Origin of the sequence: Bacillus sp. 166amftsu, assembly GCF_900107445.1 — a bacterium.
GTDB lineage: Bacteria > Bacillota > Bacilli > Bacillales > Bacillaceae_G > Bacillus_A > Bacillus_A arachidis.
The window spans coordinates 621,618-646,754 of the sequence record NZ_FNQA01000002.1; the positions used below are offsets into that span (position 1 = coordinate 621,618).

Here is a 25,137-nt window from a genome sequence, read left to right on the forward strand (position 1 = left end):
AATATGAAACCATTACAAGGAAAAGTGGCAGTAGTTGCAGGAGCAACACGTGGTGCTGGAAGAGGAATAGCGATGATGCTCGGTGAAGCCGGAGCGACTGTATATGTAACAGGGAGAAGTACAAAAGGAAATTTATCATCAATGGGAAGAACGGAAACAATTGAAGAAACAGCAGAACTCGTTACAAAACAAGGCGGAAAAGGAATTGCCGTTCGTGTGGATCATACAGTAGAAGCAGATATTAAAGCACTATTTAATAGAATCCAAGAAGAACAAAACGGAAAACTTGATATTTTAGTAAATGATGTTTGGGGCGGCGATCCGCTTACTGAATGGGAAAAAGATTTTTGGGAGCATGATTTACATAACGGCTTGCTTATGCAACAACGTGCTGTCCATTCACATATGATGACAAGTTATTATGGTGTTCCGCTTATGGTGAAAAATAAGAAAGGACTTGTTATTGAAATTACAGATGGGATTGATTATCAGTACCGCGGTAATTTATATTATAGCTTAGCGAAAATCTCAACAATTCACTTAGCAGAAGCGATGGCAAAAGATTTAGAGAAACATGGTATTACTGCAGTTGCGGTAAGTCCTGGCTTTCTCCGTTCTGAAGCAATGTTAGATTTATTTGGTGTGACTGAGGAAAATTGGCAAGAAGGTGTAAAGGAAGATCCTCACTTTATCGCATCTGAAACACCTTTCTTTGTAGGAAGAGCAATTGCTGCTTTAGCAAGTGATTCAAACGTTCATAATAAAACAGGGAAAGCGCTTAGTTCATGGGAGTTGGCGAGGGAATATGGGTTTAAAGATATTGACGGAAGACAACCTGATTGGGGAAAATATTTCGAAGAGAATGTGTTAAAAGAACAATGAGTATTATATAAAATTAAATGAAGGCTAAGAACCCTTTATAAATCGGTTTTTAAGTCTTCTTTTTTGTTATTACAATCCTTGCTGATTGAATAGCTTCCTTTTTTATGTTCACCTTCCTTTTATAGTTAAAACGAACAAGCTATTTTTTTGTCTAATGAATAATATATGGCATCAAATAAATAAGGAAGTGAATCACACATTGTCCCAATGTTTTATTGCTAAATTAGGAGGCCGGGAGGAAGTGCCCTCTGTTTGTACAAATGCTTTTGGAATAGCACAATTTAGAATTAATGATGATTTTACGATACTTCCATTCAAACTGGTAGTGCATGATATAGAACGAGTGACTGCTGCTCATATTCATTTAGGAGAGGGAGTAGAAAATGGTCCAGTTGTTGTTTTTCTATTTGGTCCGGTTACACGAGGAATTAGTGTAGATAGAGGAGTGGTAACAGGAACGATTACAGCATCTGATCTTGTGGGTCCTTTACAGGGAATATCATTACTGGATCTCGTAAGAAAGATGGGTGCTGGTAATACTTATGTAAACGTTCATACGGAAAAACATCCAAATGGAGAAATTAGAGGACAGATAAAAAGATTTTAAAATTTCTTAACTGTATATTGTTAGTGCAGAATATAATCCCCTATTTTTTCTTATAAGTATGATGACAAAAACCTTTAGACATAATTATGACTAAAGGTTTTTAATGTGGGGAAATGTATACAGGACCAACAATTTTAAAGGAGGTTAAGTTCATGGAAGATAATAAAAAATCGATCCTTGCTTTTATCGTGTTAGTTTTAGGTTTAGTGTTTTTTGTTGGAGGTATGGTTTATAGCTTGTGGGGACCATTTTAAATTTGTTCGTGACTAACTGACCCTGGGTAATCCAGTCATAAATTCCTTTTTATTAGTTAGGTTAAGTTATATATTTCGAACATAAAGGAGAACATTAGCAATGAATTATATACTATTTAAAGCGATAAATGGTCTTGCTAGAAGAGGAACTACTATGGATACGATAATGATTTTTATCTCACAGAAGACTCGATATTTATACCTTTTCATATTAATATGTATGTGGTTTAGAAACAATTTCTACAAAAAAATTATTTTGTATGCAGGAATTTCAGCAGGAGTCACTTTAATTATAAACCGTATCATCCAAATTTTTTATTTTAAACCTCGTCCTTTTATTGTTCATCGAATTCGTTTGCTTATTCCATCAAAAAATAATTCTTCATTCCCAAGTAAACATACTGCTTTAGCTTCTGCTGTAGCAACTTCCATTTTACTTCATGAACGTTGCATGGGCTCTATTATGTGGTTATTAGCAGTTTTGACAGGTTTTTCACGTGTTTGGGTAGGGCATCATTATCCATTTGACATAATTTGGAGTGCTGTTATAGGTAGTCTAACAAGCATTGTTATTGATAAAAATACATATACGTTTCAATCTTTTACTACTTGGATTATAAAGATGTATTCATCGTTTACAAAATTATTTAAATGAAAAGAAGCAGCAACTCTCCTTTTTTATTCTCAAAAATTATACCCGATATAAAGAGAACATCCACTTCTTTTTGTGAAATTTGAAACAACCTAGTAAATAGATGAGGAGAAATAGGAATTGACTAGGATAACTAAAAACTAGGCACGGCTAGTATATACTTGTTTTTAGTTTTTATGTGCTGTGTGAACAATAAAGAACTGGATCAATGGTAATGCTATTTATTAATTACCATTAAAGGAATGGATTGTTGATGAATATTTTTTTTGAAAGCATAATTTTAATTGTTACGGGTATCCTTGCGTTAAAATTAACCGGAAGTAAATCTGTTAGTCAGATGACACGAGCTGAGATTATTATTGTTGTCTCCATTGCGCGTATTATTGTAGAGCCGGTATTAAGTAGGAAAGTAGGGCCATCAATCCTTGCTGCTTGTATATTTTCAGGCATTTTACTTGTTATTCATTATGTAGAAGTGAAATCAAGGGGGATGGAAAAATTTTTAAATGGTAATAGCATTGTTATTGTTGAGGATGGAGAAATTTTGAAAAATAATTTGAGGCGTACGAAAATAACAGAACAGCAATTGCTTATGTATTTAAGAGAACAGGGAATTCATGATATAACAACATTACAGCAAGCAACAGCAGAACCGAACGGTCGCATCGGATATCAATTAACAGCTGGTGCGCAGCCGGTTACATGTGAAATGTTAGAAAAGATGTTGCATCAATACAACCTGAAAAAATAGTTAATATGGGATATATTAACTATTTTTTATTATTTTAAGGAATGTAGTAATACGTTATGAAGTCTTTTTAACCCAATCAACATGTCTTTTTCATTCAACATGGAGTAACTAATTCGTAAATAGTTATAGTTTGATTCATGATTCAAAATACATGCCGTTCCTGGTAGGAATGAAACATTCACATCATTCGCTTTTTTCAGTAGCATAAAAATATCAATTGAATTCGGAAGTGCTCCCCATAAATTAAAGCCACCTAGAGGTTTTTGAAAATAAACTTCTCCTGTTTGAAAAGTTAATATTTCTAGTGTTGTATCGCGTCTTACTTGTAAAGCAGTACGCAATTTTTCTAAATGGTTTTTCATTCTTTCTGCTCGTAAAAATGGAAGAAGTGCTTTTTGTGTCAATAATGGACTGCCTATATCCATCGAAGCTTTCACAGCGTATAACCATTCGAAAATAGGACCTTCTGCAGCTAATGCTGCAATACGAAGGCCTGGTGCTAATGTCTTACTGAATCCTTTTAAGTATATAACATGCCCGTTTGCATCAAAGGTTTTAAGTGGAGCTGGAATTTTAGCACCCTCAAAATATATTTCTCCAAAAGAATCATCTTCAATTATAAAGAAATGATATAGCTCCGCTAGTTCTACAAGTTCCATTCGTCTTCTTTTACTCATAACAGTACCTGTAGGGTTTTGAAAAGTAGGATTTACATAAATTAAAGTCGGCTTCTTTTTTTGACAAACTTCATCGATTAAATCAGAACGAATCCCTTGTTCATCAAGCTCAATTGGGATGATTTGAACCCCTTTATTTATAAATACATCGATTGCGGCACCATAGCACGGGCTCTCTATTATAACTGTGTCACCTGGTTTTAATAATGTTTGAGCAATTAAATCAATTCCTTGCTGAGCACCACTTGTAATTAATAAAGTAGAAGGGTCTACAGATAGTTTTTGATAATCCTTTAAATATCTTGCAATTTCTATTCGAAGTTCTTCATCTCCTTGAACTGATCCATAAGTTGCCAATATCATTTGATTGTCCGCTATTATTTTTTGCATTTCACCCGAAAGAAAAGGATTAGGTAAAAGCCGAGGATAAAGAATAGCTTGTGAAAAATCATAATGCTTTCTATGTTGATTCATTACATATTGAGATCGCATGACATTGATTGATTTTCTATGTTGCCAATCATATGGCTTCGGCTGATTTTTCCGATTTATCGGTTTATGTATATACACACCTTTTCCTTGCTGAATATATACATATCCTTTCGTTTCTAACTTTTTATAGGCTTTACGAACGGTTAATATGCTTATCTGTAAATCATCTGCCATAGAGCGTAATGAAGGTAAAAAATCCCCGTTTGATAGCATTCCACTTTGAATCCGCTCAACGATTTGCATATAAATTTGTTGATAGAATGGTATGTTAGATTCTTTCCGCAGTATAATCTTCATCAGCTCACCTAAGTTTCTTTTTAATTTAATTAAATCCAAAAACATATGCAGAAGCAACTATAGATTTATCAAACTGTTATACGCCTTGATATACTGTTATACACTGTTTCCTCTATACTCATTTCAAGATTACAAAGGAGGAAATGAAATGGTCATTTTTAATTATATTTTAATTTGTATAATTTTCGGGACAACATTTTTAACAATTAAAATTGGGATTGAAGCGGGGACGCCACCATTATTCTCGGCGGGAATTCGTTTCTTTTTGGCAGGCGTTATTCTCATTATCATATTTTCCTTAAAACGGAAACATGTCATGCCATACTTGTTATCAAAAAGAATTATGTACGCTGGTTTTTGTTTAACCTTTATGACATTTGCAACGTTATACTGGGCAGAACAGTATATTTCTTCTGGATTAGCAGCTATTCTTTCTGCGACAGGGCCAATGATGATTTTGTTATTACAAGTGAAAAGAAATAAAACAAAATTACAAAGGGAACAACTTCTTGCACTAATCATAGCGATTAGTGGAGTTGTTTGTATTTCCTTACCAGGTATAGGTATGCATCAACATTTCACTTTTATATGGAGTATTGCTTGTTTTGTTATATTAATAGGAGAATTGTTTTATGCAATAGGCTCCATTTGTTCAAAAGAAATACTTTCAGATTTGCCAAAAGTATCGCCATTTCTTATTAACGGAATCCAAATGTTTTACGGTGGAGTTTTTCTGTTGATTACTTCTATTTTTACAGAACAGCCAAATCTAGCTATGCTAACATCTTGGAGTGTACAATGGCCCATTTTGTATCTCATATTTATTGGATCAATTGGTGGCCATGGACTCTATTATTGGCTCTTATCGAAAACAAATCCAGTTTTCCCATCAACTTGGCTGTATGTATCCCCATTAATTGCTGTTATTACAGGATACGTATTTTTAGGGGAACCAATTAATCCGTTAATGGGAATCGGAGCATGTCTCATCTTGATTGGTGTATTTTTAGCAAATCGCTCTACACTTGAAGTGTATTTTAAACAGGGAAGATTATTTAAAAAAGAAATGTAAAATTATATTTTGGTTGTGAAATAAAAGAATATTTTATCTTAATGTGCCTACAAATGACAGAAAAAACAAATTATTAGATAGAGTTAGAACTTTTTATATGTTATAATTATATATTGTTTTTATAAAATGGCCCTGTATATGATAGGGCTTTTTGAGTTGTAAAGTGATAAGGAGAAAAATTATTATTCAACAAAGGGATAGGAGAGATACATGTGAAACAAGCATTAATTGTTATCGATTTGCAAGAAATCTTTTTTTCAGAAGAAAAAAATCACTTATATCAGTATGAACAATTACTTGAAAATGTGAACACAGTCATTAACTGGGCAAAAGTAAAGGAGATACCAGTAATTTTCATTCAGCATACAGATCAAAATCCATCAGATGAAATGGCGAAGGGGAAGTATGCCTGGGAATTACATAAAGGGTTGTACCGAGAAAGTAATGATATTGTTATAGAAAAAATCACATGGGACGCCTTCTATCAAACTACTTTAGAGGAAACTTTAAAAAAATTAGATATAGAGCAATTAATTTTTGTGGGTGCTCAAACTGAATTTTGTTTAGATACGACTATACGAATTGCCTATAGTAAGGGATATCAACATAATTTGCTAGTAAAGGGTGCGCATAGTACGTTAAATAGCAATCAACTTAGCGCCAAGCAAATTATTGAGCATCATGAGTCTGTATGGAATAACCGTTTTGTGCAAATGCAGCCGCTTGATTTATATAAGTGATGAGAGAAATCATGAAGCTTTTCCAATCCCATTAAACAACTTGAATAAAATAGGGACTAGATGTTATGATTCCGGGTATTAAAGAAGAACCGCTAGAGAATGCAATTGCTCCTCTTGAAATTAGAGTGCAAGCATCATTGAAAAAAGTCAGTATGTTTTTGAGTTTTAAAACAAGTACGAGGAAAATATTAATAGGAGGGGACGTCTTATGGAGATAAAAATAGATGATTTAACCGGTACTGCAGTAGAAAAATTATTGATGGATCATCTACAAAGCATGGCACTACATTCTCCCCCAGAAAGCAGGCATGCTCTAGATTTAGATGGATTGCGGAAAGAAGATATTACATTTTGGAGTGCATGGGAAGGTAATGATTTAGTTGGATGCTGCGCACTTAAAGAACTCAATAGTCAACATGGGGAAATAAAATCAATGAAAACATCTTCGTTGCATTTAAGAAAAGGTATTGCCAAGCGACTTCTTCAGCATATAATTGAGGAAGCAAAGCGACGTGGTTACCAGAGATTGAGTTTGGAAACAGGATCTATGGATGTCTTCAAACCGGCTAGAAGTTTGTATACAAGTATGGGATTTCAATATAGCAAACCGTTCTCGAAATATATAGAGGATCCAAATAGTGTGTTTATGGAAATGAAATTTATGTAAATGATGTAAATAACCGAAGAAATATTTGTATTTAATGAGAATGTATATCTACTTTATTTGTAATATTGTCGTAATAATCGTAATGATAATTCTGAAAAGACAGAATTACATTCTGGTTCTAAGGGTATTTCTAATTGTTTTGTTGGATTTTAAGGAAGAGAAAGGTAAATACTTTTAAAGCAATGTAAAAAGAAAATTAGGTATCTTTCTGCACGTTAAATTAACATAAATAGGCATAAGTAGAGAGTTCAAATTTATTTGGATTTAAAGTGTTGTTAACCCTAATGAAACACGAAGCAATCTAATCGCTTATATAATTAGATTGTAAGAGTTAATTGGAAAGAAGGGATTACTGTGAAAGAAATAATTAGTAGTTATGAAGATGTATTGAATATGTTAGATTCATTATTACGTGAACCAACTCAATTTTGGGATGGTTTTTATTCAAATCGTGAAAAAGAAGTTCCCTTTTTTACTAATAAACCAGATGAGAATCTCGTTAATTATTTCGAGAAAAAATTACTTAGTCCAGGAAAAGTTCTTGAATTTGGATGTGGTCCAGGCAGAAATGCAATTTACTTTGCTGAAAAAGGATGCTTAGTTGATGCAGTAGATTTATCACAGAAATCCATTCAATGGGCAACCGAACGTGCAAAGGAGAAAAATGTAAATGTAAATTTTATTTATAACAATATCTTTGACTTAGAAATCAAAGAGAATACATACGATATTGTGTACGATTCAGGATGCTTTCATCATATTGCACCACACAGAAGAATGAATTATATAAATTTGGTGAAAAAGGCTTTAAAACCAGGTGGTTATTTTGCAATCACTTGTTTTGTTCAAGGCGGAGAATTAGGTGGGGCAGACATAACGGATTGGGAAGTATACAAACTACAAAGTCTTAAAGGTGGATTAGGATTTACAGCTGAAAAACTTAGAGCCATTTTTAGTGACTTTTCTGAAGTGGAAATACGTAGAATGAAGGAAATAAATCAATCAAACCCAGTTTTTGGTGTCTCTGGACTGTGGACAGCTTTATTTATGAGTAAAAAGAATTAAGTGAATATAAAGTAATATCAACGGAAGAAATATTTTTTTCAAAAAAGAAAACAAAGTCTTTCTGATAACTCAACATTCTTTTAAGCAACATAATGAAACCCTCTCGTATATAAAACGAGAGGGTTTCATTATGTTTAGTTTATATGTACAAAGCATTAGTTTACTTTCTTTATAAATCCTTTGTAATGACGTTTTACAAGCTGACTTTCTAGCGTTTTCATTGTTTCTAACGCTACCCCAACAATGATGAGTAGGCTTGTACCACCAATTTGAGCAGAAGGTGGTAAAGTAGCAATCTTTGTGAATACGAGTGGTAAAATTGAGATAGCGCCTAAGAAAATAGCACCAATAAATGTTAAACGATACAAAATTTTTGTTACATATTGCTCTGTCGATTTACCCGGACGAATACCTGGAACATATCCATTTTGCTTTTTCAAGTTCTCTGCCATTTGTTCAGGGTTTACTTGAATAAATGCATAGAAGTATGTAAAAGCAATGATGAGTCCAACATAAAGAGTCATTCCGATCGGATGCGCGAAGTCCAAGTTCGTGCTTAACCATTTCGATACATTAGAGTCAGGAAATAGCTGCGCAATTGTCCGCGGTGTCATGAGAAATGCAGAAGCAAAGATAACAGGGATTACACCTGCACTATTTACCTTTAAAGGTAAATGAGTATTTTTTGCTCCTTGATATTGATTCTTACCTGAAACAGCTTTTGCATATTGAATAGGTATTTTACGAACTGCTTGTTGGATATAAATAACACCGACAACGATTGCTAAAATAACTAATCCAATCAATATGATTTTGACAATATGCATAAAGAGTTGATCGCCAGCATTTTGGAATTGCTGTAAATAAATCTGATTTACCACGTTTGGAATTGCTGCAACAAGCCCCGCAAAGATAAGCATTGAAATTCCGTTTCCTACGCCGTTTGCAGTAATTTGTTCACCTAACCAAAGTAAAAATGCAGTACCGGCAGTTAGCACTGTAGCGATAAATAAATAAGTAGTCCATCCTGGATTAGAAATTAGTTGCCCGCCTGCTATATTGTTAAAGCCAATAGACATTCCAATGGCTTGAATAAATGCGAGAATGATTGTAAAGTATCGGGTAAACTGAGCTGATTTTTTACGGCCCATTTCACCTTGCTTTGCCCACTCTGTAAATTTAGGTACAACATCCATCTGTAACAACTGTACAATAATGGAGGCTGTAATATAGGGTGTGATACCAACAGCAAAGATTGAGAAGTGTTGTAAAGCCCCTCCGCCAAATACATTTAGCATACCTAAAACATTGGCTTGATCTTGTACCTTTAATACCTCTGCGTTAGTATGAGGAACTGGTATAAACGTGCCAATTCGAAAAACAATTAACATCGCAAGTGTAAAAAGGATTTTCCTTCTTATCTCAGCTACTCTCATAAAGTTTGAAATTGTACGAAACATCATGTCGCCTCCTGTATTTTTATCAGTTACATAAAACTGATTGTTATATCCCGATGAATAAACCACAAACCTCCTTCCGTTTAAAATTCATTTGACAAATGGATTTTCGTACATTTTGTAGTTTTTTCATGGATTTAAGAAATACAAGTATTTGTATAGACGATAGATTTATTTTCGTAATCATTCAATAACCATAATATAACTAATAAATCAAAAAATGTACATAGATGTGCATGAAAAATGAATAAAAAGGGTACTTCTTTACAATTGTTATATGAAGAGTTGATTACATAAGTTTGTAATTGTTATCTATACATAAGTAGAGAATTATCCATAATGGTCGCATGGTTTATGAAATAAGTTTATGGATTATATACAAGAGACACGAATGGATTTTGAAAAATTATATTCACTAAATGTGCGAATGGGTATGGCACTATTGTACCGGTACAGTTATTGTAAATGAACATTGTTGATACTCATCATAACTTTTAAAATTTGCATATAATACATTCACTCTAAATATTGAAGGGGTGCTTTATATGACAGAATTACAAGATCAGTTTTTTGAAAGATTGAACCTTAAGAAACAACAGACTGTGAAATTTGAGGACTTGAACAAAATAATGAGCGCAATTGCGTATGAAATTCCGTTTGAGAATTTAGATATCGTAATAGGTAATACGAAAGAAATTTCTAAAGAGAATTTACAAAAGAAAATATTAATGAGTTCACGAGGTGGGCTTTGCTATGAAATGAATTCTATTCTATATTATTTTTTACAAGATTGTGGATTCGATGTGCAGTTGGCATTAGGCACAGTTTATAAAAGTGATTTAAATGTATGGTCTATTGAAGATAGTCATATTACAATCATTTTAAATTATGATTCCGCGTTGTATTTAGCTGATGTAGGAATTGCTTCATTTGTACCTCTCACACTTGTACCGTTTACTGGTGAGGTTGTTACTTCAAAAAATGGGGAATATCGTGTTATAAGAAAAGATACAGATAAAGGAACGTATATTTTAGAAAGACGAGACATTCACTCGCGGCACACCTCACAAGAAAATATAGAATGGAAGGTGTGTCACGCCTTTCGTACAGATCCCATTGATGAAACAACTTTAAATGAAGTTCAAAGAAAAGTTATAGAAGATGAGAATTCTAGTTTTAATAAGGGGGCAATTGCAGTAAAACTTACGCATTCTGGATATGTCTCTTTGACGAAAGATAGCTTGACTCAAGTAATAAATGGTCAAAAAAGTAAAAGTGTAATTACAGAGAATCACTACGAAAAGCTCTTACATGATAGATTTAACATAGAAATGTAAACCGAAGTAGTATGAATCTTAATGTAAAAGCATCATGAGAAATAGAGGGTTTATTTGCACAGCAAGGCCATTCTCTTTTATAGTAATATAGGTACGATAAAAGTAACAATGAATAGAAAAGGAGTCTACTATGTCAGTTATCGATAAATTGAACCTTAGTAAATATAGTAATATGGCAGTAATGAATCAACCAAACGATTATGCCCTATTTGCTGAACAAGCAATTAAGTTATCTAAAGATCATGATGCTATCTTCATTTTTGTAGAAACACTTGATGAGATGGTAAAACACACGCAACTTATTATTAATAAACAATTATTACTCGAAAAAGGCTATTTATTTTTCGCCTATCCGAAAAAAGGTAATACGCGTTATGACACTTTTATTCACAGAGATGAAATATTTCCAGCGATGAAAGTTGGAGAGGATGGATATGTAGGTAATAGTGATATCAAATTCGCGCGGATGGTTAGTATGGATGACGTCTTTACTATTATTGGCTTAAAACGTGAAAAAAAGAAACCAAAGAAAACATCTGCTGCTAGTCAATGTGTTTCTGATTATATAGAGAATATTAAAGATGTAGAAGCATTTTTAGCTAATCACCCAAATGAACTTCAGTTTTATCAAGGTTTAACACCAGGATATCAAAAAGATTGGGCGCGCCATATATTTTCAGCAAAACAGCAACAAACACGCGAAAAACGTGTGCAGAAAATGATTGAAATTCTTTCACAAGGTTATAAATCAATGGATTTATTCCGCAGAAAGAAGAAATAAAGAAAATTTAATAGTAGAGCGTGATATTTTTAAATTAGGAAACAAATGTTAAATAATAAGATATAAAAGAATGAATAAGAAAAGGTGTTTTGAATGAAATCGTATATTGTAGTTGGAGCTGGAATTTTAGGAGCGTCTACTGCTTATCATCTCGCTAAAGAAGGAGCACACGTTACTCTAGTTGATCGCCAGGATTTAGGACAAGCAACGGATGCAGCAGCAGGAATTGTATGTCCTTGGCTTTCACAGCGGCGTAATCAGGCTTGGTATAAAATCGCAAAAGGCGGAGCGCATTACTATACTTCTTTAATTCAACAATTAGAAGAAGATGGTGAAACAGATACAGGTTATAACCGAGTGGGTGCGATTAGCTTACATACGGATGATAAAAAGTTAGATCAAATGGAGGAGCGAGCATATAAGCGACGTGAAGGTGCTCCTGAAATTGGCGAAATCACTCGCCTATCGCCAGAGGAAACAAAAAAACTATTCCCGCCGTTATCAGAGGAATATGGATCTGTACATATAAGTGGCGCAGCTCGGGTAAATGGACGAGCTCTTCGTCAATCTCTTGTAAATGCTGCGAAGAAACATGGTGCTACCTTTATAAAAGGAGATGCTGTTTTAATTCATGAGAATAATTATGTTAAAGGAATTCATGTAAATGGCGAAACATTAACGGCGGATCAAGTAATTGTCACTGCAGGAGCTTGGGCAAACGAATTACTAAAACCACTTGGGGTAAATTTTCTTGTGACTTTCCAAAAAGCACAAATTGTTCATTTACATATGCCGGATACTAATACTGAAAACTGGCCAGTTGCGATGCCGCCAAACGATCAGTATATTTTAACTTTTGAAGATGGCCGTGTAGTTGTAGGGGCAACGCATGAAAATGATACTGGTCTTGATTATCGTGTTACAGCAGGTGGTTTACATGAAGTGTTTGATAAGGCATTGTCTGTGGCACCAGGATTAGAAAATAGTACAATGCTGGAAACGAGAGTTGGCTTTAGACCATTTACACCAGGTTTTCTCCCAGTTATTGGTCCATTACCTAATTTTAAAGGTATACTCGTTGCGAATGGTTTAGGCGCTTCGGGATTAACAGCAGGTCCATACTTAGGTTCTGAGCTTGCGAAACTTGCTTTAGGACAACCGATAGAATTAGACTTAAATGATTATGACGTAGCAGGAGCAATCGAATAATTACAAAAACAAAAAAGATTAGGCATAACTACCTAATCTTTTTTGTTTGTTTCCACATTGCTCGCAGTAAATTTTATATGTGTAGAGGGAATTTTGAGTATTTTGGAGAAAAGCTATATGGATTGTAATTTTGAAATTTAGGAGATTAAGGAGTTGTCTTCGGTGGATCATGTTGAGATAAGAAGACCAATCATCGATGATTTTGAAGAATTAAATCAATTGTTTCGAACAGTCATTATCGATACGTTTGCTAGAGAAGGTCTATCGGAATTGGCTGATGACATAGAAAATGAAATTGAAACGAAAAAGCAGTACTTGAAATGTGACTTTGATAGCAATGGGAAAAATCGATATTTTTTGATAGCTGTAGATAAACGTTGTAATAAAATTATCGGCACAATTGAATTTGGTCCATCAAGTAAAATTATTAATAGTTGCACAGATAACGCATTAAAAGATTTGAATGAGGTGGGGACTGTATTTGTACTCCCGAATTATCAAAGATGCGGCATAGGAAAATTACTCTTAAATGCGATTTTTCTTACCTTATTGGGTAAAGGCATAAAAGAATTCTGTTTGGATAGCGGATATACTAACGCACAAAAAATATGGAAGAAAAGATTTGGAGAGCCTAACTTTTTGTTAAAAGATTATTGGGGCGAGGCGTATGATCATATGATTTGGAGAAAATACATACATGATATACCTATAATATTTAGGAGGTAGTGAAAAAACGGTATTTTTACTCAACACGAATAGCTTTTCTTGCATACATGTGCTATTATTTACCTTTATAATAAAAGAGGACGTGAAGCAACTTGATTAAAATTGATTTACCTGCAGTTGATGTTTCTATAACAGAAAGAAAACAAGTAATAAAAGGCGATGAGCCAAGAATCACTCCAATTCATGGGTTCATTGATTTCCACCTATTCCCAAGAGATAAAGGCGGCATTTTTATGTTTTATAACATTAATGACGAACTTCTCTTTGTAGGGAAAGCACGTAAAATAAGACAGCGTATTAAAAAGCATTTTGAAGACAATGTTTCACCAATTAAAGCAAATCGTGATGAAGTATACCGCATTGATGCATGTATTGTAGAAGATCCAATGGAAAGAGAAATTTACGAAACATATATTATTAATGAGTTTCAAGCGAAGTATAATGTTGATAAGGTATTTTATAAATAAAATAAAAGCAATGTAAAACATGATCTTAGTAATATAGTAAGGTCATGTTTTTTTATTTAACAAAAAAACATTGAGTCCCCTTTGATTATTCGACAAAATATAACAATGCAAAAGATTGTTTTTTGCTATGATAAGTAGGAAATTTATATATTGTGTTTATTGGGGGATAAAAAGTATGTTAAAAAAATTTACTACATGTATTTTGGGTGGAGCTTTAGTATTTAACTTATCTGGCTGTGAAAGTACATCAGATAAAACTTCTTCTGAATCGAAAGAAACAATTTCTAAGCAAGAAGAAAAGAATATGAAAACAAAAGAGAATACAGATTCGAAAAATAAGGAACAAACAAAGGCAAAGACAACAATAAAAGAAAAAGAATATCCATTAAACAAAACTTTTAATACGTCAAAATTTGATGTAACTGTGAAAAGGGTTGTAGAAAGAGATAAGGTGGGTAAAGAAAGCATAGGGATTCAAGAAGCTGATAATGGAAATGTCTTTATTGTTATAGAAGTTGAAGGGAAAAATATAACAAACGAATCGATTAAATTAGCAGTTTTGCCATCAGTTGATTTAGTGGATGAAAATGATAATGCTTACGAAATGAATGTCTGGGCAGCTAGTAGTTATGCAGTTGAAAAAGGTGTAACTCCTAATCTTAATACAGAATTAAAACCTGGGGAAATAAAGAAAGATAATAGAGTTTATGTGATTAATAAAGAGAAGTTTGACACAGGTAAATGGTATGTTCTTGTTAATCATGAACATAAAGAACAAATTAAATAAAGTTTATACTAAGAGGGGGATTTTCCCTCTTTTTTGTTGTCTGGAAAAGTCCTTACATCTTGAATTCGTTTCCCTTTCTTTCATAACAGGTAAAAATAAACATATACTGGTACAAGCAAACAAGAAAGGAGACAATCATGAACTGGTTGGAAGCTTTTATATTAGGAATTATTCAGGGGTTAACGGAATTTTTACCTATAAGCAGTACCGGTCACTTGTATTTAGGAAGACATTTGTTTCATTTAGATGAAGCTGGGCTTTTTTTAGACACGATGCTGCATATTGGTACCCTGCTAGCGGTATTTATTTATTATAAAAAAGAGTTTATCTATTTGGTTAAAAACCCATTTTCAAAACTTACATTTTTACTCATTGTAGGAACAATCCCGGCCGTTATTATCGGTCTACTATTTAAAGATTTCTTTGAAGAGATTTCAAAAACGGGCATAACTATCGGATGGGAGTTTTTAGTGACAGGTTTGTTTTTGTATATGGCAGAGAAACAAAAAAATGGACGTAAGAAAATGAATGACATTACATATAAAGATGCTTTTATCATTGGCTCCTTTCAAGCATTTGCTATTTTTCCAGCAATCTCTCGTTCTGGTATGACAATTGTCGCTGCACTTTGGAGGAAACTAGACCGTGAAACCGCAGCGTATTTTTCATTCTTATTGTCAACACCTGCAATTGTTGGAGCAATCATCTTACAGTCTGTGGACGTTTTTCAAGGTAAAGCAGAAACAATTTCAAGTACATCGTTAATTGTTGGTACTTTATCCGCGGCATTTTTCGGATATATCGCAGTATCTTGGATGATTCAATATTTAAAAAAGCATTCTCTTAAAGTGTTCGCTTATTATGTTTGGGCTCTTGGCATATTAATATTAACTTTACAGTTCACTGGCATATTTTAAAGAGAGCCCTTGGAGATATACAGTTAAGCAGTAAGCATATATTAAACTAGCTCTTGCTGGTGAAGATGATTAGATTAACCTAACTTACTCACTTAGTACTTGTAATGAAAGGAAAAGATGAATAAATGTTGATAAAAAAATCCTGTCGTGTAAATTTATAGCAGGATTTTTTATTTTGTGATTCTATTAATATGCTAGGAGAATAAAGTGGGAAATGGAAAATTATATTTTAGCATCATAAAAGAAGCGGAAATATCTTTCGGGAGGTAGAAAATGTTAGGAAAAGCAATCGTTATTGGTGGAAGTATAGCTGGGAAATTAGCAGCAAAAGCTTTGTCTGATTTTTTTCAAGAGGTAATGATTTTAGAAGTGGGCACAGAGTGGAATGAAAAAAGCCCACGAAAAAGAGTACCTCAAACCCATCATCCTCATGTGTTATTAAAGGGTGGTGAAGAGGCTATTGAGAAATTATTCCCTGCGATTATGACCCAATTAAAAGAAGATGGTGGTATCATAAATAATTTTACTGGAGATTTGAAATGGCATCATTTTGGTTTATGGAAACAACCATTTATTGGAGAGTTGAATGCGGTTCAACAAAGTCGTCCTATGCTTGAGTGGCATATACAAAAAAGAATGAGTGAAGTAAATAATATTACAACAAAATATGAAACAATGGTTGAACAATTGATAATAGATCAGCAACATCACAAAATCTCTGGAGTAAAAGTGCAGTGTATGAAGACAGGAAATAAAGAAAATCTCCATGCAGATCTCGTTGTAGATGCAAGCGGATTTGGTTCGAAAAATATAGAGTGGTTAGAAACATATGGCATAAAGGTAAAAGAAGAAAAAGTATGGATTCAATTATTTTACGCAACTAGGGTATTCCGTTTAAAACAACATAAAAATCCTGATTGGTGCAATTTACTTATTTCTCCTAGCTTTCCTGAAAATCCTTATGGCGCCTTTATTCAAACTATTGAAGACAATCGTTATTTCGTAACTTTTAGCGGATATGTCAATGAGAATGCACCAAAAACAGATGAAGAGTTCCTTGCATTTGCTCAGAAGTTACCTGCACCAGATGTTATGCATTTTCTTGAACAAGCTGAACCAATTACAGATATAAAAATACACAAGATTCCTTATCAAGTTCGTCGCCGATTCGATTTAGTGAAAAATATGCCAGAAGGGTTTTTAGTAATTGGAGATGCTCATTGTCGCTTTGATCCAGTTTTTGGACAAGGAATTTCTGTTGCTGCCATGGAAGCTGTCGCGCTACAAATGAGTTTAAAGAAAAGAACATCGCTGCAGAATGGTTTTACTCGAGAATTTTACAAACGTATTTCTAAGGTGATTGCAACGCCATGGGAAATGGTTACTACAGAAGCATTCCGTCACCCTAAAATAAAAGGAGAGAAGTCTTTTATCCAACCATTTCAACAATGGTATACGAAAAAAGTATATCGGCTTTCTGCGAGTAATACAGATATTTATATTCGTCTGGTTAGGGTAATGAACCTTATTCGTAGTCCTCTACATCTTTTTCATCCTAAGGTATGGTTTGCCATTCTTACAGCTCGACAGAAATAGAGGGAGTTAACCTTACTACAAGCAGTAGGAAATTAACTATTAAATGGCGAATTAATAATAGTTAATCGATTAAAAAGGAATGATTCATAAATGGAAATATACATAGAAAAATTAAAGAAACAAGATGCAGAAGAATTATTTGCTTTTGAGTGTTATAACAGAACTTTTTTTGAAAACATGGTACCGAGTCGTGGGGATGATTACTATGTTTATGAAACGTTTCAATATAAGCATGATGAATTGTTAAAGGAACAAAAAGAAGGCATTTCCTATTTTTATCTCATACGAAATAAGAAGAAAGCAATTGTAGGTCGAATAAACTTAGTAGACATAGAGAAAGATAGACAATTAGGATATCTTGGTTATCGTGTAGGAAAAGATTTTATCGGAAATGGAATTGCAACTAAGGCCGTTCAATTACTCCAAAATCAAGCAGTAAACGAGCAAATTACTGAAATTCATGCAAAGACAACAAATACCAACATTGCTTCACAAATCGTATTAGAAAAAAGCGGCTTTTCACGTACTGCAATTGATAAAAAAGCTACAGAGTTAAATGATTTCATTCATTACGTTTGGAAACAAACTAAAATGCTATAAAAGAAATTTAAAAACAAAAGGGGAACAATGCAATGAAGGACTTACGTTATCCAATTGGACAGTTTACTCATGAAGGAAATATTACAGAAGAAACGGTAGAGAAATGGATTCAAGAAATTGCCAATCTTCCTAAAGAATTAACAAAAGCAATTAGAGATCTAGATAAGGATCAATTAGATACGCCATATCGAAAGGGTGGATGGACAGTACGGCAAGTTGTTCATCATATTGTTGATAGTCATATGAATAGTTACATCCGTTTTAAATTAGCTCTTACAGAAAATAACCCGACAATTAAGCCGTATAGGGAAGAAAAGTGGGCAGAACTCCCTGACTCAAAATTACCTGTAGATGTTTCTCTTGTATTATTAGATTCATTACATAAAAGATGGGTAAATTTATTAAATTCTTTAGAACAGGCAGATCTTGAAAAAACTTTTAATCATCCAGAATCAGGTGAAACAAAACTAGAAGTAGCAATTGGATTATATGCATGGCACGGTCGTCATCATACGGCACATATTACTTCTTTACGAGAACGGTTAAGTTGGTAAGTGCTATGGAAGTAACATTAGAAAGGGCAGTAAATTTTGATGCAGAATCTATTTTTGCTATTCAAATACAAGCGTTTAAACCGTTATTAGAAAAATACAAAGACTATAAAACGAATCCTGCTAATGAAACGATTGATAAAGTAATTACGAGAATAAACAATCCTAATGGAGGATTTTATAAAATAGTAGTTAATAATACTCTTGCTGGGGCTATTTGTGCATTTTGGAAACATACGACGACCCAGTTCTGGATTAGTCCTATGTTTATTCTACCTAATTATCAAGGAAAAGGGGTAGCCCAGAAAGTACTCGTTTTAGTAGAAAAGATGTTTCCAAAAGCAGCTAGTTGGGAATTAGCTACAATTTTAGAAGAAGAACGTAATTGTTATCTATACGAGAAAATGGGTTACATTCAGACGGGAGTAAAAAAGAAGTTGAATGATCATACAACACTTGTTTATTATAAAAAAGTAGTATCATAATTTTTAAAGGGATAGATAAAACAGAATAAATCTGTGTCATCTATCCCTGTTGTTTTGTATTTTTAAAACAAAACAATGTATGTTGTTCCAAAAAATACGGGGTTATAACTTTTGTTTTTGCATAAAAATGCAAAAAGGTTATTTTGTTGTATATTTTACTAAAGCTTTTTGGACGTTTAAAATACTGTCATCACCTTTTAATTCTTTTGTGATTGGATCGTGCATACTAGATATCCAAATTTTCAGTTCTGCATCTAAATCAAAATGTCCTGCTGTTTCGATGCTAAATTGTGTAATGCTTTTATAAGGAATAGAATGATATTCTGTTTTCTTACCAGTTACTCCTTGTTTATCTACTAAAATCATTCGTCGATTTGTAAATACAATTAAATCTCGAATCAATTTATATGCATACTCAACTTGTTCATCATCAAGCATAATTTTTTGTAAGTCACGCTCAACATTTTCTGTACTCGTATCAGATGCATTTCCTAAAATACCACTAAATAAACCCATATAAAATTCCTCCTTTGTAATCTGTGGAATGAGTTTCTTTTATTGTATCACGTTATAGACTAAGAGATTCTTACAATGCAGCAAGAGCTTTTGAAAGAGAATGCAATGAATTTATTGATACTTCATCATAATATCTTGTGCTAAAATATAAGTATTTATAAGTTTAAGAAACAAATGCAGAGGGAGTATACATGAAAAATATTGGTTTAGTATTAGAAGGTGGAGGCATGAAAGGGTTATATACAGCAGGCGTGCTTGAATACTTCATGGAAAATGATATGTTTTTTCCATATGTAGTTGGAGTATCCGCGGGAGCATGTATGGGAGCAACCTATTTATCCCGTCAAAAAGGGAGAAATAAAAAAGTAAATACAGAGTTAGTGTCTGATCATCGGTATATATCTTATCGAAATTTAATTCGAAAACGAGAATTGTTTGGTATGGATTTTCTTTTCGATGAGGTGCCTAATCAAATTGTACCATTTGATTTTCAAACCTTTTTAAATACAAATGAGCAGTTTGTAATCGGCACAACAGATTGCGAGGCAGGAGAGGCTGTCTATTATAATAAGCAAGAGCACGGGAATGATATATTGAAAATTATTCGTGCATCAAGTTCTGTACCATTTATCGCTCCTGCTGTGGACTATGATGGTAAAAAGCTTTTAGACGGAGGGATTATTGATCCAATCCCTGTTCGAAAAGCGCAAAAAGATGGATTTCAAAAAAATGTTGTTATTATGACGAAGCCAGAAGGATATGAGAAAAAGCGTAATAAATTTTCGCCTATAGCAAAATATTTATATAGACGATATCCGAAAGTCTCTGAGCTTTTAGTAGAACATTATCGTTTTTATAATGAAACAATTATGTATATGTCTTCGGAATTACAAAAAGATAATTTTTTTGTGATTCAACCAAGTGCGCAACTTCCTGTTAGCGGGATTGAAAGGAATAAAGGAAGACTCGTTAACTTATATAACTTAGGGTATAACGATGCAAAAGAACAGTACGATAACTTATTACGATGGATAAATAACTAAGAAAATTGAGGAGAGCCATTGATATTAGGAAAAAAGGTGATTTTTGAAGAGTTAATGAAACTATATAGTCATTTATATAAACCATTCCCACATCGTGATACGCGTAATATGTATCGAGATTTTAAGAAGATGTTTTCTGAGGATGATTGTATAAATGCTGATTTGGATCTATATTGGATGAATATCTCAGGAACATTAAGTTATGTGTTAAATGGAAGGATAGAAAAAATTCCATTTAAGCAAATAAAATCACTTCGCGTATCATTTTTTGATCGCTTTAAACAATTTCGCTTTTTAGAAAAACATATTGAAGATTACTACATATTTTATAGAGACTATATGTATTATGAAAGAGCACGTAAATTATTACTTTATTATCTGACTTATGAAAAGACCCAACACACGGACTAAACTTGTTTGTGTGTTTTTTGTTCATAAATAATACAACATTTATAAACTTGAAATCCCTTCTTGTATTGTAGATCGATTAACTGAGCTTATTTACAACAATAACATGAACTCATTGAGGGTTCTGAAGAAGCAGCGAAAATAGTTCGGACAATTAATAAAAAGGGTTTAGAATATCACTTAATTTATCCTGCAAGTGCACAAAAAATGAGGGTGAAAACAGAATTTTAGTGTTTTTCCATAAACCTACCACTCGTTATATAATCGAGATAGGCTTATTTTATATATCATGTAAGGGAGAAATGGAGAATGACAAATACATATCAATTACAAATACCAAAGCAATTAGAACAGTATAGGGATATTTTAGAAAAAAGTGTAAAACCTTATATTAAGATTACTGGTAAGATAGGGGAAACAACATTATTTCAAAGCAAATTTGGTGGTTATCCATATTTACCAATTAACCATGAGCACCCTAAAGATTCAAACGGAAAGCCGATGGTACTACTTGCACAATTAAATTTTGAAGAACTTCCTCATATCGAACCTATGCCAACAAAGGGTTTGCTACAGTTTTTTGTAAATGGAGAAGATGATCTTGTTGGTGCTGATTTTGATCATCCAACAACACAAAAAGACTTTCGGATTATTTATCATTCTGAAGTAAATTATGACGAATCACAGCTTGTAACGGATTTTAGTTATTTAAATAATCTTGATTTAGAGCATTTTGTTATACCCGAAGCAGCTAAGTTATCATTCGAACAAGCTTATCAACCTGTAACAATAGGAGATCATCGTTTTGAATCATTTTTTAAAGATACAGTTGATTTAGAAGATATCGTTGATAAAGAAGAAGAAATAGAGTTTGGTGAATTGTATGAGGAGTCTTTTGAGAGTCTAGGACACAAAATTGGTGGATATCCGTTCTTTACACAAAGCGATCCAAGGGAATGGGACGAATCATATCAAAAGCACAATATTTTACTGCTACAAATTGATACAGATGATTCTCTAGGTATTATGTGGGGAGATTGCGGCGTTGCGAATTTCTTTATAAACAAAGAAGACTTGATCAATTTAGATTTTACTAATGTACTTTATAATTGGGACTGCTGCTAAGGGAATTTAAAGCCACTTTCTATATAGATATTTAGAGAGTGGCTTTGTTTTTGCTTGAAAAGAAATATTTTAAGAAATTATATATTGCATGCGTGGGTTTTGATGAAAGTCACACCGAAAGAAATGTGAATTGCATTTATTAGAGATTCCTTTTTGAAATGAGAAGAGATTTTTTTAGTAATCCAAAATACGTTATGTTAACTAGATGAATATCGGAAATACAGAGCGTATACAAAAGGGTTAAGTGAATAAACACCGGAATTATATATATTCAATAAACAAGATGTTTAAGTATTATAAAGAACGAAAAAATTAACGATGAATTTATGAATCAAAATAACTGCTAATAACAAATAATTTAATCGCTCGTTTTATTAAGTTATAGTCGTTATAGTATCAATAATTAATCAGAGAAAGTTTAAGAATAAATTTGCTGTGACAAATTTGATCTTAAATCTATATAAAGATTAATACAATTAAGCAAAAGCATATATAGTGAGTTTCCTTGAAAAATCCCTGTTTCATCTCAAAAAGTATAGTTTACTTAGATTTTGAGATGAAACACCTTTTATCTTCATAACTACCTATAATTTATATTATGTTAACTGTAAAAAAGGAAGTAAATTATTTTATTCGTTAGAATCCCTCTTCCTTCTGTTTCTGTGTTACTTGATAGAAAAAAGATTAGTGTTGAAATACAGCATTCACACCAATCTTTGAAAGGATTTTTATTTTAAATTAATTTGTTCAAAGTAGCTTTTAAACTCTAAATCATTTTTTAACCAACTTATAAATGTTGCTTTGCTGATACCGAGGTTTTCGCAAGACTTATTTATACAATTATGTTGCTGATATTGTATGAGGAAGTCTCGTTTTCTTTGAGTAGCTGCGGTTTTAGTTCTTTTTAATTTTCTATCTTGTAAGTATTCTAAGCTTAAGGTTTCTTTTTGGAACACTTCATATTTTCTTTGCAGAAATATTTCTTTATCTTTATAAATCCAGTTAGAAAAAACTTTAATACTTCTTCGACCGCTCAATACTACACGATAATGTAATACAGTTTAATCATTTCGTCCTTTTCCAGTGCGCATTTAGAATTCTTTTTGCTCTGATCAACCATTTTGATTAGCTCCCTTCACTTGATATAAATTAAGTGTGCATCTTATTCTATATCATATAAAGGAACTAACGTTCTGTCTATTTTATCTATCGAAATTTAAGATAACATTTTTATTCACTGTAGATCTTCGTATCTTCCCTTCTTTTTGCTGTTATTTGCTCTTCCTGTACTGTACGTTTGTTCAATTTTTGTGGTAGCTATGTAGCATGTTTCCTCGAGTTATCTTCCGTCGGTTCTTTTTACACCCTTTAATTTAAAGAATTTTTAAATTTAATAGAATTATCACCCTTTTCCTCTTGATTTGTATAAACTACATCCTTTAATATGAATATATAAACCTAAATGTTCCTATTTTGTTTAAATGAATCATAAATGATTAGATTTAGGTGATAAAGTTTATAAAATTAGGAGGGATATGTGTGTTTTCGAAATGGAAAAAAGGATTAGTAACTACTTTATTTGCACTAACAACGTTTTCGACAGTAGCATCTGCTGAAGAACTGCCTACAGATCAACAAAAATGGCAGAAATGGGTTAGTGAACATGCAGTTAAATTACAGGAACCAACTGCTAGCTCTAATGAGGATTTATCATTTTTAAAACAAACCTTGCAGGACAAACGTATTATCTTATTAGGTGAATCTACTCATGGTTCCACAGAAATGAATCAATCAAAGGTTCGGATGATTAAATATTTGCATGAGGAAATGGGTTATGATGTACTTGCGTTTGAATCAGGCTTTGCGGAAGCGAATGCTGTATATCAAAACATAGATGATTTAACAGCTGAGCAAGCTATGAAAAAAGCTATTTATGGAGTATGGCATACAGAAGATGTAGAAGAATTATTTCAATACATAAAAGAGCAAAAAGAAAAAGGAACACCCCTTATTTTAACGGGATTCGATATAAATATCCCGTGGAATGCTTCAGCTGCTACATTTGCAACTTTTGCAAATGAATGGATTAGTAAATTGAATCCTGAAATAGGGAAACTACTCGTAGAAGCAGAAAAAGAAATTGTGAAATATCGTTCTGTCTCTTCTTATGAAGAGTTTCAAACAATGCAGAAACCTCTTTTAAGTAAATATGAAAGAGTAAAAGAATTTATCCAACAACATAAGAATGAATTACAACAAATAAAACCTAAAGCATCTTATAATGTAAATCTTCTAGAAAAATCGATTAGTACTCGAATTGATACGCTGAAAACGCATATTCCAAATGAAGTAAAAGAAGAAATACAAAGAAAACAAAAAACATATAACGAAAATGAACAAACATTGAATGAGTCCACTTTTTACTCTCGGGATAAAGAAATGGGACAAAATTTAGCATGGTTAAGTGACATGCAATATAAAAACAAAAAAATAATTGTGTGGGGTCATAATTATCATATAAGAAAACAGAATTATAATATGCTTTTGAGTTTCCAGTATGCTATGGGTCTGTCCAAAAAATACCCTAATATGATTGACTTTTTGCCAAAATGCTTGAAAAATCAAATGTATTCTGTTGGTTTGTATGCATATAGCGGAAGTAGTTACGATGACAGTCAAGACTCTATTGTAAATGTGAATAAAAAACATGAACCCAATAGCATCGAAGAAATCTTGAAAGCTGCTCAACATCCACAAGTCTTTGTAAACTTAAAAGATGTGAAAAAAATTCCCGAAACGTCTTGGATGTACTCACAGACTATAGGACAATATTGGGGGCTTATTCCTGAATATATGATTCCGAACCAACATTATGATGGTATTCTATGGTTGGAACACATTTCACCTGCTCAGTATAAATAAATACACAGCTAAACGCGCTATTGAGATAAGATGGTGCGTTTTTTTATACATCTT

General features: G+C 32.9%; 26 protein-coding genes and 2 pseudogenes. 24 read left to right on the forward strand and 4 right to left on the reverse strand.

Annotated elements, in window-relative coordinates; genetic code table 11:
• Nucleotides 1–3: 3 nt before the first annotated feature.
• The 4 genes from BLV40_RS09935 (at nucleotide 4) to BLV40_RS09955 (ending at nucleotide 3,146) form a co-directional block, all read left to right on the forward strand.
• Nucleotides 4–882: an SDR family oxidoreductase gene (locus BLV40_RS09935; RefSeq protein ID WP_090689444.1), complete on the forward strand. Its 879-nt coding sequence runs from the start codon at nucleotides 4–6 to the stop codon at nucleotides 880–882.
• A 154-nt stretch (nucleotides 883–1,036) separates the two neighbouring features.
• On the forward strand, nucleotides 1,037–1,489 hold the full coding sequence (locus BLV40_RS09940; RefSeq protein WP_090689447.1) for a CHRD domain-containing protein: 453 nt from the start codon (nucleotides 1,037–1,039) through the stop codon (nucleotides 1,487–1,489).
• 354 nt (nucleotides 1,490–1,843) lie between these two features.
• Nucleotides 1,844–2,398 (forward strand): undecaprenyl-diphosphatase, encoded by a 555-nt coding sequence (locus tag BLV40_RS09950; RefSeq protein ID WP_090689453.1) that lies wholly within the window; start codon nucleotides 1,844–1,846, stop codon nucleotides 2,396–2,398.
• Nucleotides 2,399–2,648: 250 nt separating this feature from the next.
• Nucleotides 2,649–3,146, forward strand: a complete 498-nt coding sequence (locus tag BLV40_RS09955) for a DUF421 domain-containing protein (RefSeq protein WP_090689456.1) — start codon at nucleotides 2,649–2,651, stop codon at nucleotides 3,144–3,146.
• A gap of 29 nt (nucleotides 3,147–3,175) precedes the next feature.
• Here BLV40_RS09955 and BLV40_RS09960 read toward each other — a convergent pair whose 3' ends face one another.
• Nucleotides 3,176–4,612, reverse strand: a complete 1,437-nt coding sequence (locus tag BLV40_RS09960) for a MocR-like pyridoxine biosynthesis transcription factor PdxR (protein ID WP_090689459.1) — start codon at nucleotides 4,610–4,612, stop codon at nucleotides 3,176–3,178.
• Nucleotides 4,613–4,760: 148 nt separating this feature from the next.
• On the opposite strand from BLV40_RS09960, the gene BLV40_RS09965 reads away from it, so the two are divergent.
• The 4 genes from BLV40_RS09965 to BLV40_RS09980 all read left to right on the forward strand — a co-directional run bounded on the left by BLV40_RS09965 (nucleotide 4,761) and on the right by BLV40_RS09980 (nucleotide 8,156).
• Nucleotides 4,761–5,684: a DMT family transporter gene (locus BLV40_RS09965; protein WP_090689461.1), complete on the forward strand. Its 924-nt coding sequence runs from the start codon at nucleotides 4,761–4,763 to the stop codon at nucleotides 5,682–5,684.
• A gap of 212 nt (nucleotides 5,685–5,896) precedes the next feature.
• Nucleotides 5,897–6,424: an isochorismatase family protein gene (locus BLV40_RS09970; protein WP_090689465.1), complete on the forward strand. Its 528-nt coding sequence runs from the start codon at nucleotides 5,897–5,899 to the stop codon at nucleotides 6,422–6,424.
• A gap of 208 nt (nucleotides 6,425–6,632) precedes the next feature.
• A complete protein-coding gene (locus BLV40_RS09975; protein WP_026590884.1) occupies nucleotides 6,633–7,091 on the forward strand; it encodes a GNAT family N-acetyltransferase in 459 nt (152 codons plus the stop codon).
• Nucleotides 7,092–7,445: 354 nt separating this feature from the next.
• Nucleotides 7,446–8,156, forward strand: a complete 711-nt coding sequence (locus tag BLV40_RS09980; protein WP_026590885.1) for a class I SAM-dependent methyltransferase — start codon at nucleotides 7,446–7,448, stop codon at nucleotides 8,154–8,156.
• Nucleotides 8,157–8,311: 155 nt separating this feature from the next.
• On the opposite strand, the gene secY is transcribed toward BLV40_RS09980, so the two are convergent.
• On the reverse strand, nucleotides 8,312–9,616 hold the full coding sequence (gene secY, locus BLV40_RS09985) for a preprotein translocase subunit SecY (protein ID WP_026590886.1): 1,305 nt from the start codon (nucleotides 9,614–9,616) through the stop codon (nucleotides 8,312–8,314).
• A 542-nt stretch (nucleotides 9,617–10,158) separates the two neighbouring features.
• Between secY and BLV40_RS09990 the strand changes: the two genes are divergently transcribed.
• From BLV40_RS09990 to BLV40_RS10040, 11 genes are all read left to right on the forward strand, one after another.
• Nucleotides 10,159–10,950, forward strand: coding sequence for an arylamine N-acetyltransferase family protein (locus BLV40_RS09990; RefSeq protein ID WP_090689466.1), 792 nt, complete (start codon nucleotides 10,159–10,161; stop codon nucleotides 10,948–10,950).
• A 130-nt stretch (nucleotides 10,951–11,080) separates the two neighbouring features.
• Nucleotides 11,081–11,731: a YdeI/OmpD-associated family protein gene (locus BLV40_RS09995; RefSeq protein ID WP_090689468.1), complete on the forward strand. Its 651-nt coding sequence runs from the start codon at nucleotides 11,081–11,083 to the stop codon at nucleotides 11,729–11,731.
• Between the two features lie 93 nt (nucleotides 11,732–11,824).
• Nucleotides 11,825–12,940 (forward strand): NAD(P)/FAD-dependent oxidoreductase, encoded by a 1,116-nt coding sequence (locus BLV40_RS10000; protein WP_090689469.1) that lies wholly within the window; start codon nucleotides 11,825–11,827, stop codon nucleotides 12,938–12,940.
• 162 nt (nucleotides 12,941–13,102) lie between these two features.
• The gene (locus BLV40_RS10005) at nucleotides 13,103–13,666 is read left to right on the forward strand and encodes a GNAT family N-acetyltransferase (protein WP_090689472.1); all 564 of its coding nucleotides are present in this window, start codon (nucleotides 13,103–13,105) and stop codon (nucleotides 13,664–13,666) included.
• 92 nt (nucleotides 13,667–13,758) lie between these two features.
• The gene (locus BLV40_RS10010; protein ID WP_026590891.1) at nucleotides 13,759–14,133 is read left to right on the forward strand and encodes a nucleotide excision repair endonuclease; all 375 of its coding nucleotides are present in this window, start codon (nucleotides 13,759–13,761) and stop codon (nucleotides 14,131–14,133) included.
• A gap of 175 nt (nucleotides 14,134–14,308) precedes the next feature.
• Nucleotides 14,309–14,920 carry a DUF4352 domain-containing protein gene (locus tag BLV40_RS10015; RefSeq protein WP_090689474.1) on the forward strand — a complete coding sequence of 204 codons (612 nt, stop codon included), beginning with the start codon at nucleotides 14,309–14,311 and terminating at the stop codon, nucleotides 14,918–14,920.
• A gap of 137 nt (nucleotides 14,921–15,057) precedes the next feature.
• Nucleotides 15,058–15,837, forward strand: a complete 780-nt coding sequence (locus BLV40_RS10020; protein ID WP_090689476.1) for an undecaprenyl-diphosphate phosphatase — start codon at nucleotides 15,058–15,060, stop codon at nucleotides 15,835–15,837.
• A 273-nt stretch (nucleotides 15,838–16,110) separates the two neighbouring features.
• Nucleotides 16,111–17,433: an FAD-dependent monooxygenase family protein gene (locus BLV40_RS10025; protein ID WP_090689479.1), complete on the forward strand. Its 1,323-nt coding sequence runs from the start codon at nucleotides 16,111–16,113 to the stop codon at nucleotides 17,431–17,433.
• A 90-nt stretch (nucleotides 17,434–17,523) separates the two neighbouring features.
• A complete protein-coding gene (locus BLV40_RS10030) occupies nucleotides 17,524–18,033 on the forward strand; it encodes a GNAT family N-acetyltransferase (protein WP_090689482.1) in 510 nt (169 codons plus the stop codon).
• A gap of 32 nt (nucleotides 18,034–18,065) precedes the next feature.
• Entirely contained in the window at nucleotides 18,066–18,587 is a 522-nt protein-coding gene (locus BLV40_RS10035; protein WP_026590896.1) for a YfiT family bacillithiol transferase, read from the forward strand.
• Nucleotides 18,527–19,069, forward strand: coding sequence for a GNAT family N-acetyltransferase (locus tag BLV40_RS10040; RefSeq protein ID WP_090689485.1), 543 nt, complete (start codon nucleotides 18,527–18,529; stop codon nucleotides 19,067–19,069). The genes BLV40_RS10035 and BLV40_RS10040 overlap by 61 nt, the downstream gene beginning before the upstream one ends.
• Nucleotides 19,070–19,207: 138 nt before the next feature.
• On the opposite strand, the gene BLV40_RS10045 is transcribed toward BLV40_RS10040, so the two are convergent.
• Nucleotides 19,208–19,585 (reverse strand): PH domain-containing protein, encoded by a 378-nt coding sequence (locus BLV40_RS10045; RefSeq protein ID WP_026590898.1) that lies wholly within the window; start codon nucleotides 19,583–19,585, stop codon nucleotides 19,208–19,210.
• 191 nt (nucleotides 19,586–19,776) lie between these two features.
• On the opposite strand from BLV40_RS10045, the gene BLV40_RS10050 reads away from it, so the two are divergent.
• The 4 genes and pseudogenes from BLV40_RS10050 (at nucleotide 19,777) to BLV40_RS10060 (ending at nucleotide 22,161) form a co-directional block, all read left to right on the forward strand.
• Nucleotides 19,777–20,628, forward strand: coding sequence for a patatin-like phospholipase family protein (locus BLV40_RS10050; protein ID WP_090689488.1), 852 nt, complete (start codon nucleotides 19,777–19,779; stop codon nucleotides 20,626–20,628).
• 18 nt (nucleotides 20,629–20,646) lie between these two features.
• Nucleotides 20,647–21,039, forward strand: coding sequence for a YxiJ family protein (locus tag BLV40_RS10055; protein WP_090689491.1), 393 nt, complete (start codon nucleotides 20,647–20,649; stop codon nucleotides 21,037–21,039).
• A 120-nt stretch (nucleotides 21,040–21,159) separates the two neighbouring features.
• Nucleotides 21,160–21,267: pseudogene (locus BLV40_RS29755) on the forward strand (DUF1992 domain-containing protein); the annotation flags it as partial.
• A 78-nt stretch (nucleotides 21,268–21,345) separates the two neighbouring features.
• Nucleotides 21,346–22,161 (forward strand): YwqG family protein, encoded by an 816-nt coding sequence (locus BLV40_RS10060; RefSeq protein ID WP_090689494.1) that lies wholly within the window; start codon nucleotides 21,346–21,348, stop codon nucleotides 22,159–22,161.
• Nucleotides 22,162–22,889: 728 nt separating this feature from the next.
• Here the strand turns inward: BLV40_RS10060 and BLV40_RS28865 are convergent.
• A pseudogene (locus BLV40_RS28865) lies at nucleotides 22,890–23,213 on the reverse strand (endonuclease); the annotation flags it as partial.
• A 487-nt stretch (nucleotides 23,214–23,700) separates the two neighbouring features.
• Between BLV40_RS28865 and BLV40_RS10070 the strand changes: the two are divergent.
• Nucleotides 23,701–25,083 (forward strand): erythromycin esterase family protein, encoded by a 1,383-nt coding sequence (locus BLV40_RS10070; RefSeq protein WP_090689499.1) that lies wholly within the window; start codon nucleotides 23,701–23,703, stop codon nucleotides 25,081–25,083.
• Nucleotides 25,084–25,137 lie beyond the last annotated feature (54 nt).

What these genes read in the sequence shown, in the direction of transcription:
- secY (WP_026590886.1), bottom strand. Translation starts at nt 9,616, where the DNA reads ATGTTTCGTACAATTTCAAACTTTATGAGAGTAGCTGAGATAAGAAGG.
- BLV40_RS09965 (WP_090689461.1), top strand. Translation starts at nt 4,761, where the DNA reads ATGGTCATTTTTAATTATATTTTAATTTGTATAATTTTCGGGACAACA.
- BLV40_RS10060 (WP_090689494.1), top strand. Translation starts at nt 21,346, where the DNA reads ATGACAAATACATATCAATTACAAATACCAAAGCAATTAGAACAGTAT.
- BLV40_RS10025 (WP_090689479.1), top strand. Translation starts at nt 16,111, where the DNA reads ATGTTAGGAAAAGCAATCGTTATTGGTGGAAGTATAGCTGGGAAATTA.
- BLV40_RS09960 (WP_090689459.1), bottom strand. Translation starts at nt 4,612, where the DNA reads ATGAAGATTATACTGCGGAAAGAATCTAACATACCATTCTATCAACAA.
- BLV40_RS09955 (WP_090689456.1), top strand. Translation starts at nt 2,649, where the DNA reads ATGAATATTTTTTTTGAAAGCATAATTTTAATTGTTACGGGTATCCTT.
- BLV40_RS09990 (WP_090689466.1), top strand. Translation starts at nt 10,159, where the DNA reads ATGACAGAATTACAAGATCAGTTTTTTGAAAGATTGAACCTTAAGAAA.
- BLV40_RS10035 (WP_026590896.1), top strand. Translation starts at nt 18,066, where the DNA reads ATGAAGGACTTACGTTATCCAATTGGACAGTTTACTCATGAAGGAAAT.
- BLV40_RS09950 (WP_090689453.1), top strand. Translation starts at nt 1,844, where the DNA reads ATGAATTATATACTATTTAAAGCGATAAATGGTCTTGCTAGAAGAGGA.
- BLV40_RS09940 (WP_090689447.1), top strand. Translation starts at nt 1,037, where the DNA reads ATGAATAATATATGGCATCAAATAAATAAGGAAGTGAATCACACATTG.
- BLV40_RS10050 (WP_090689488.1), top strand. Translation starts at nt 19,777, where the DNA reads ATGAAAAATATTGGTTTAGTATTAGAAGGTGGAGGCATGAAAGGGTTA.
- BLV40_RS10000 (WP_090689469.1), top strand. Translation starts at nt 11,825, where the DNA reads ATGAAATCGTATATTGTAGTTGGAGCTGGAATTTTAGGAGCGTCTACT.
- BLV40_RS10020 (WP_090689476.1), top strand. Translation starts at nt 15,058, where the DNA reads ATGAACTGGTTGGAAGCTTTTATATTAGGAATTATTCAGGGGTTAACG.
- BLV40_RS10040 (WP_090689485.1), top strand. Translation starts at nt 18,527, where the DNA reads ATGGCACGGTCGTCATCATACGGCACATATTACTTCTTTACGAGAACG.
- BLV40_RS09975 (WP_026590884.1), top strand. Translation starts at nt 6,633, where the DNA reads ATGGAGATAAAAATAGATGATTTAACCGGTACTGCAGTAGAAAAATTA.
- BLV40_RS09995 (WP_090689468.1), top strand. Translation starts at nt 11,081, where the DNA reads ATGTCAGTTATCGATAAATTGAACCTTAGTAAATATAGTAATATGGCA.
- BLV40_RS10045 (WP_026590898.1), bottom strand. Translation starts at nt 19,585, where the DNA reads ATGGGTTTATTTAGTGGTATTTTAGGAAATGCATCTGATACGAGTACA.
- BLV40_RS09935 (WP_090689444.1), top strand. Translation starts at nt 4, where the DNA reads ATGAAACCATTACAAGGAAAAGTGGCAGTAGTTGCAGGAGCAACACGT.
- BLV40_RS10030 (WP_090689482.1), top strand. Translation starts at nt 17,524, where the DNA reads ATGGAAATATACATAGAAAAATTAAAGAAACAAGATGCAGAAGAATTA.
- BLV40_RS10015 (WP_090689474.1), top strand. Translation starts at nt 14,309, where the DNA reads ATGTTAAAAAAATTTACTACATGTATTTTGGGTGGAGCTTTAGTATTT.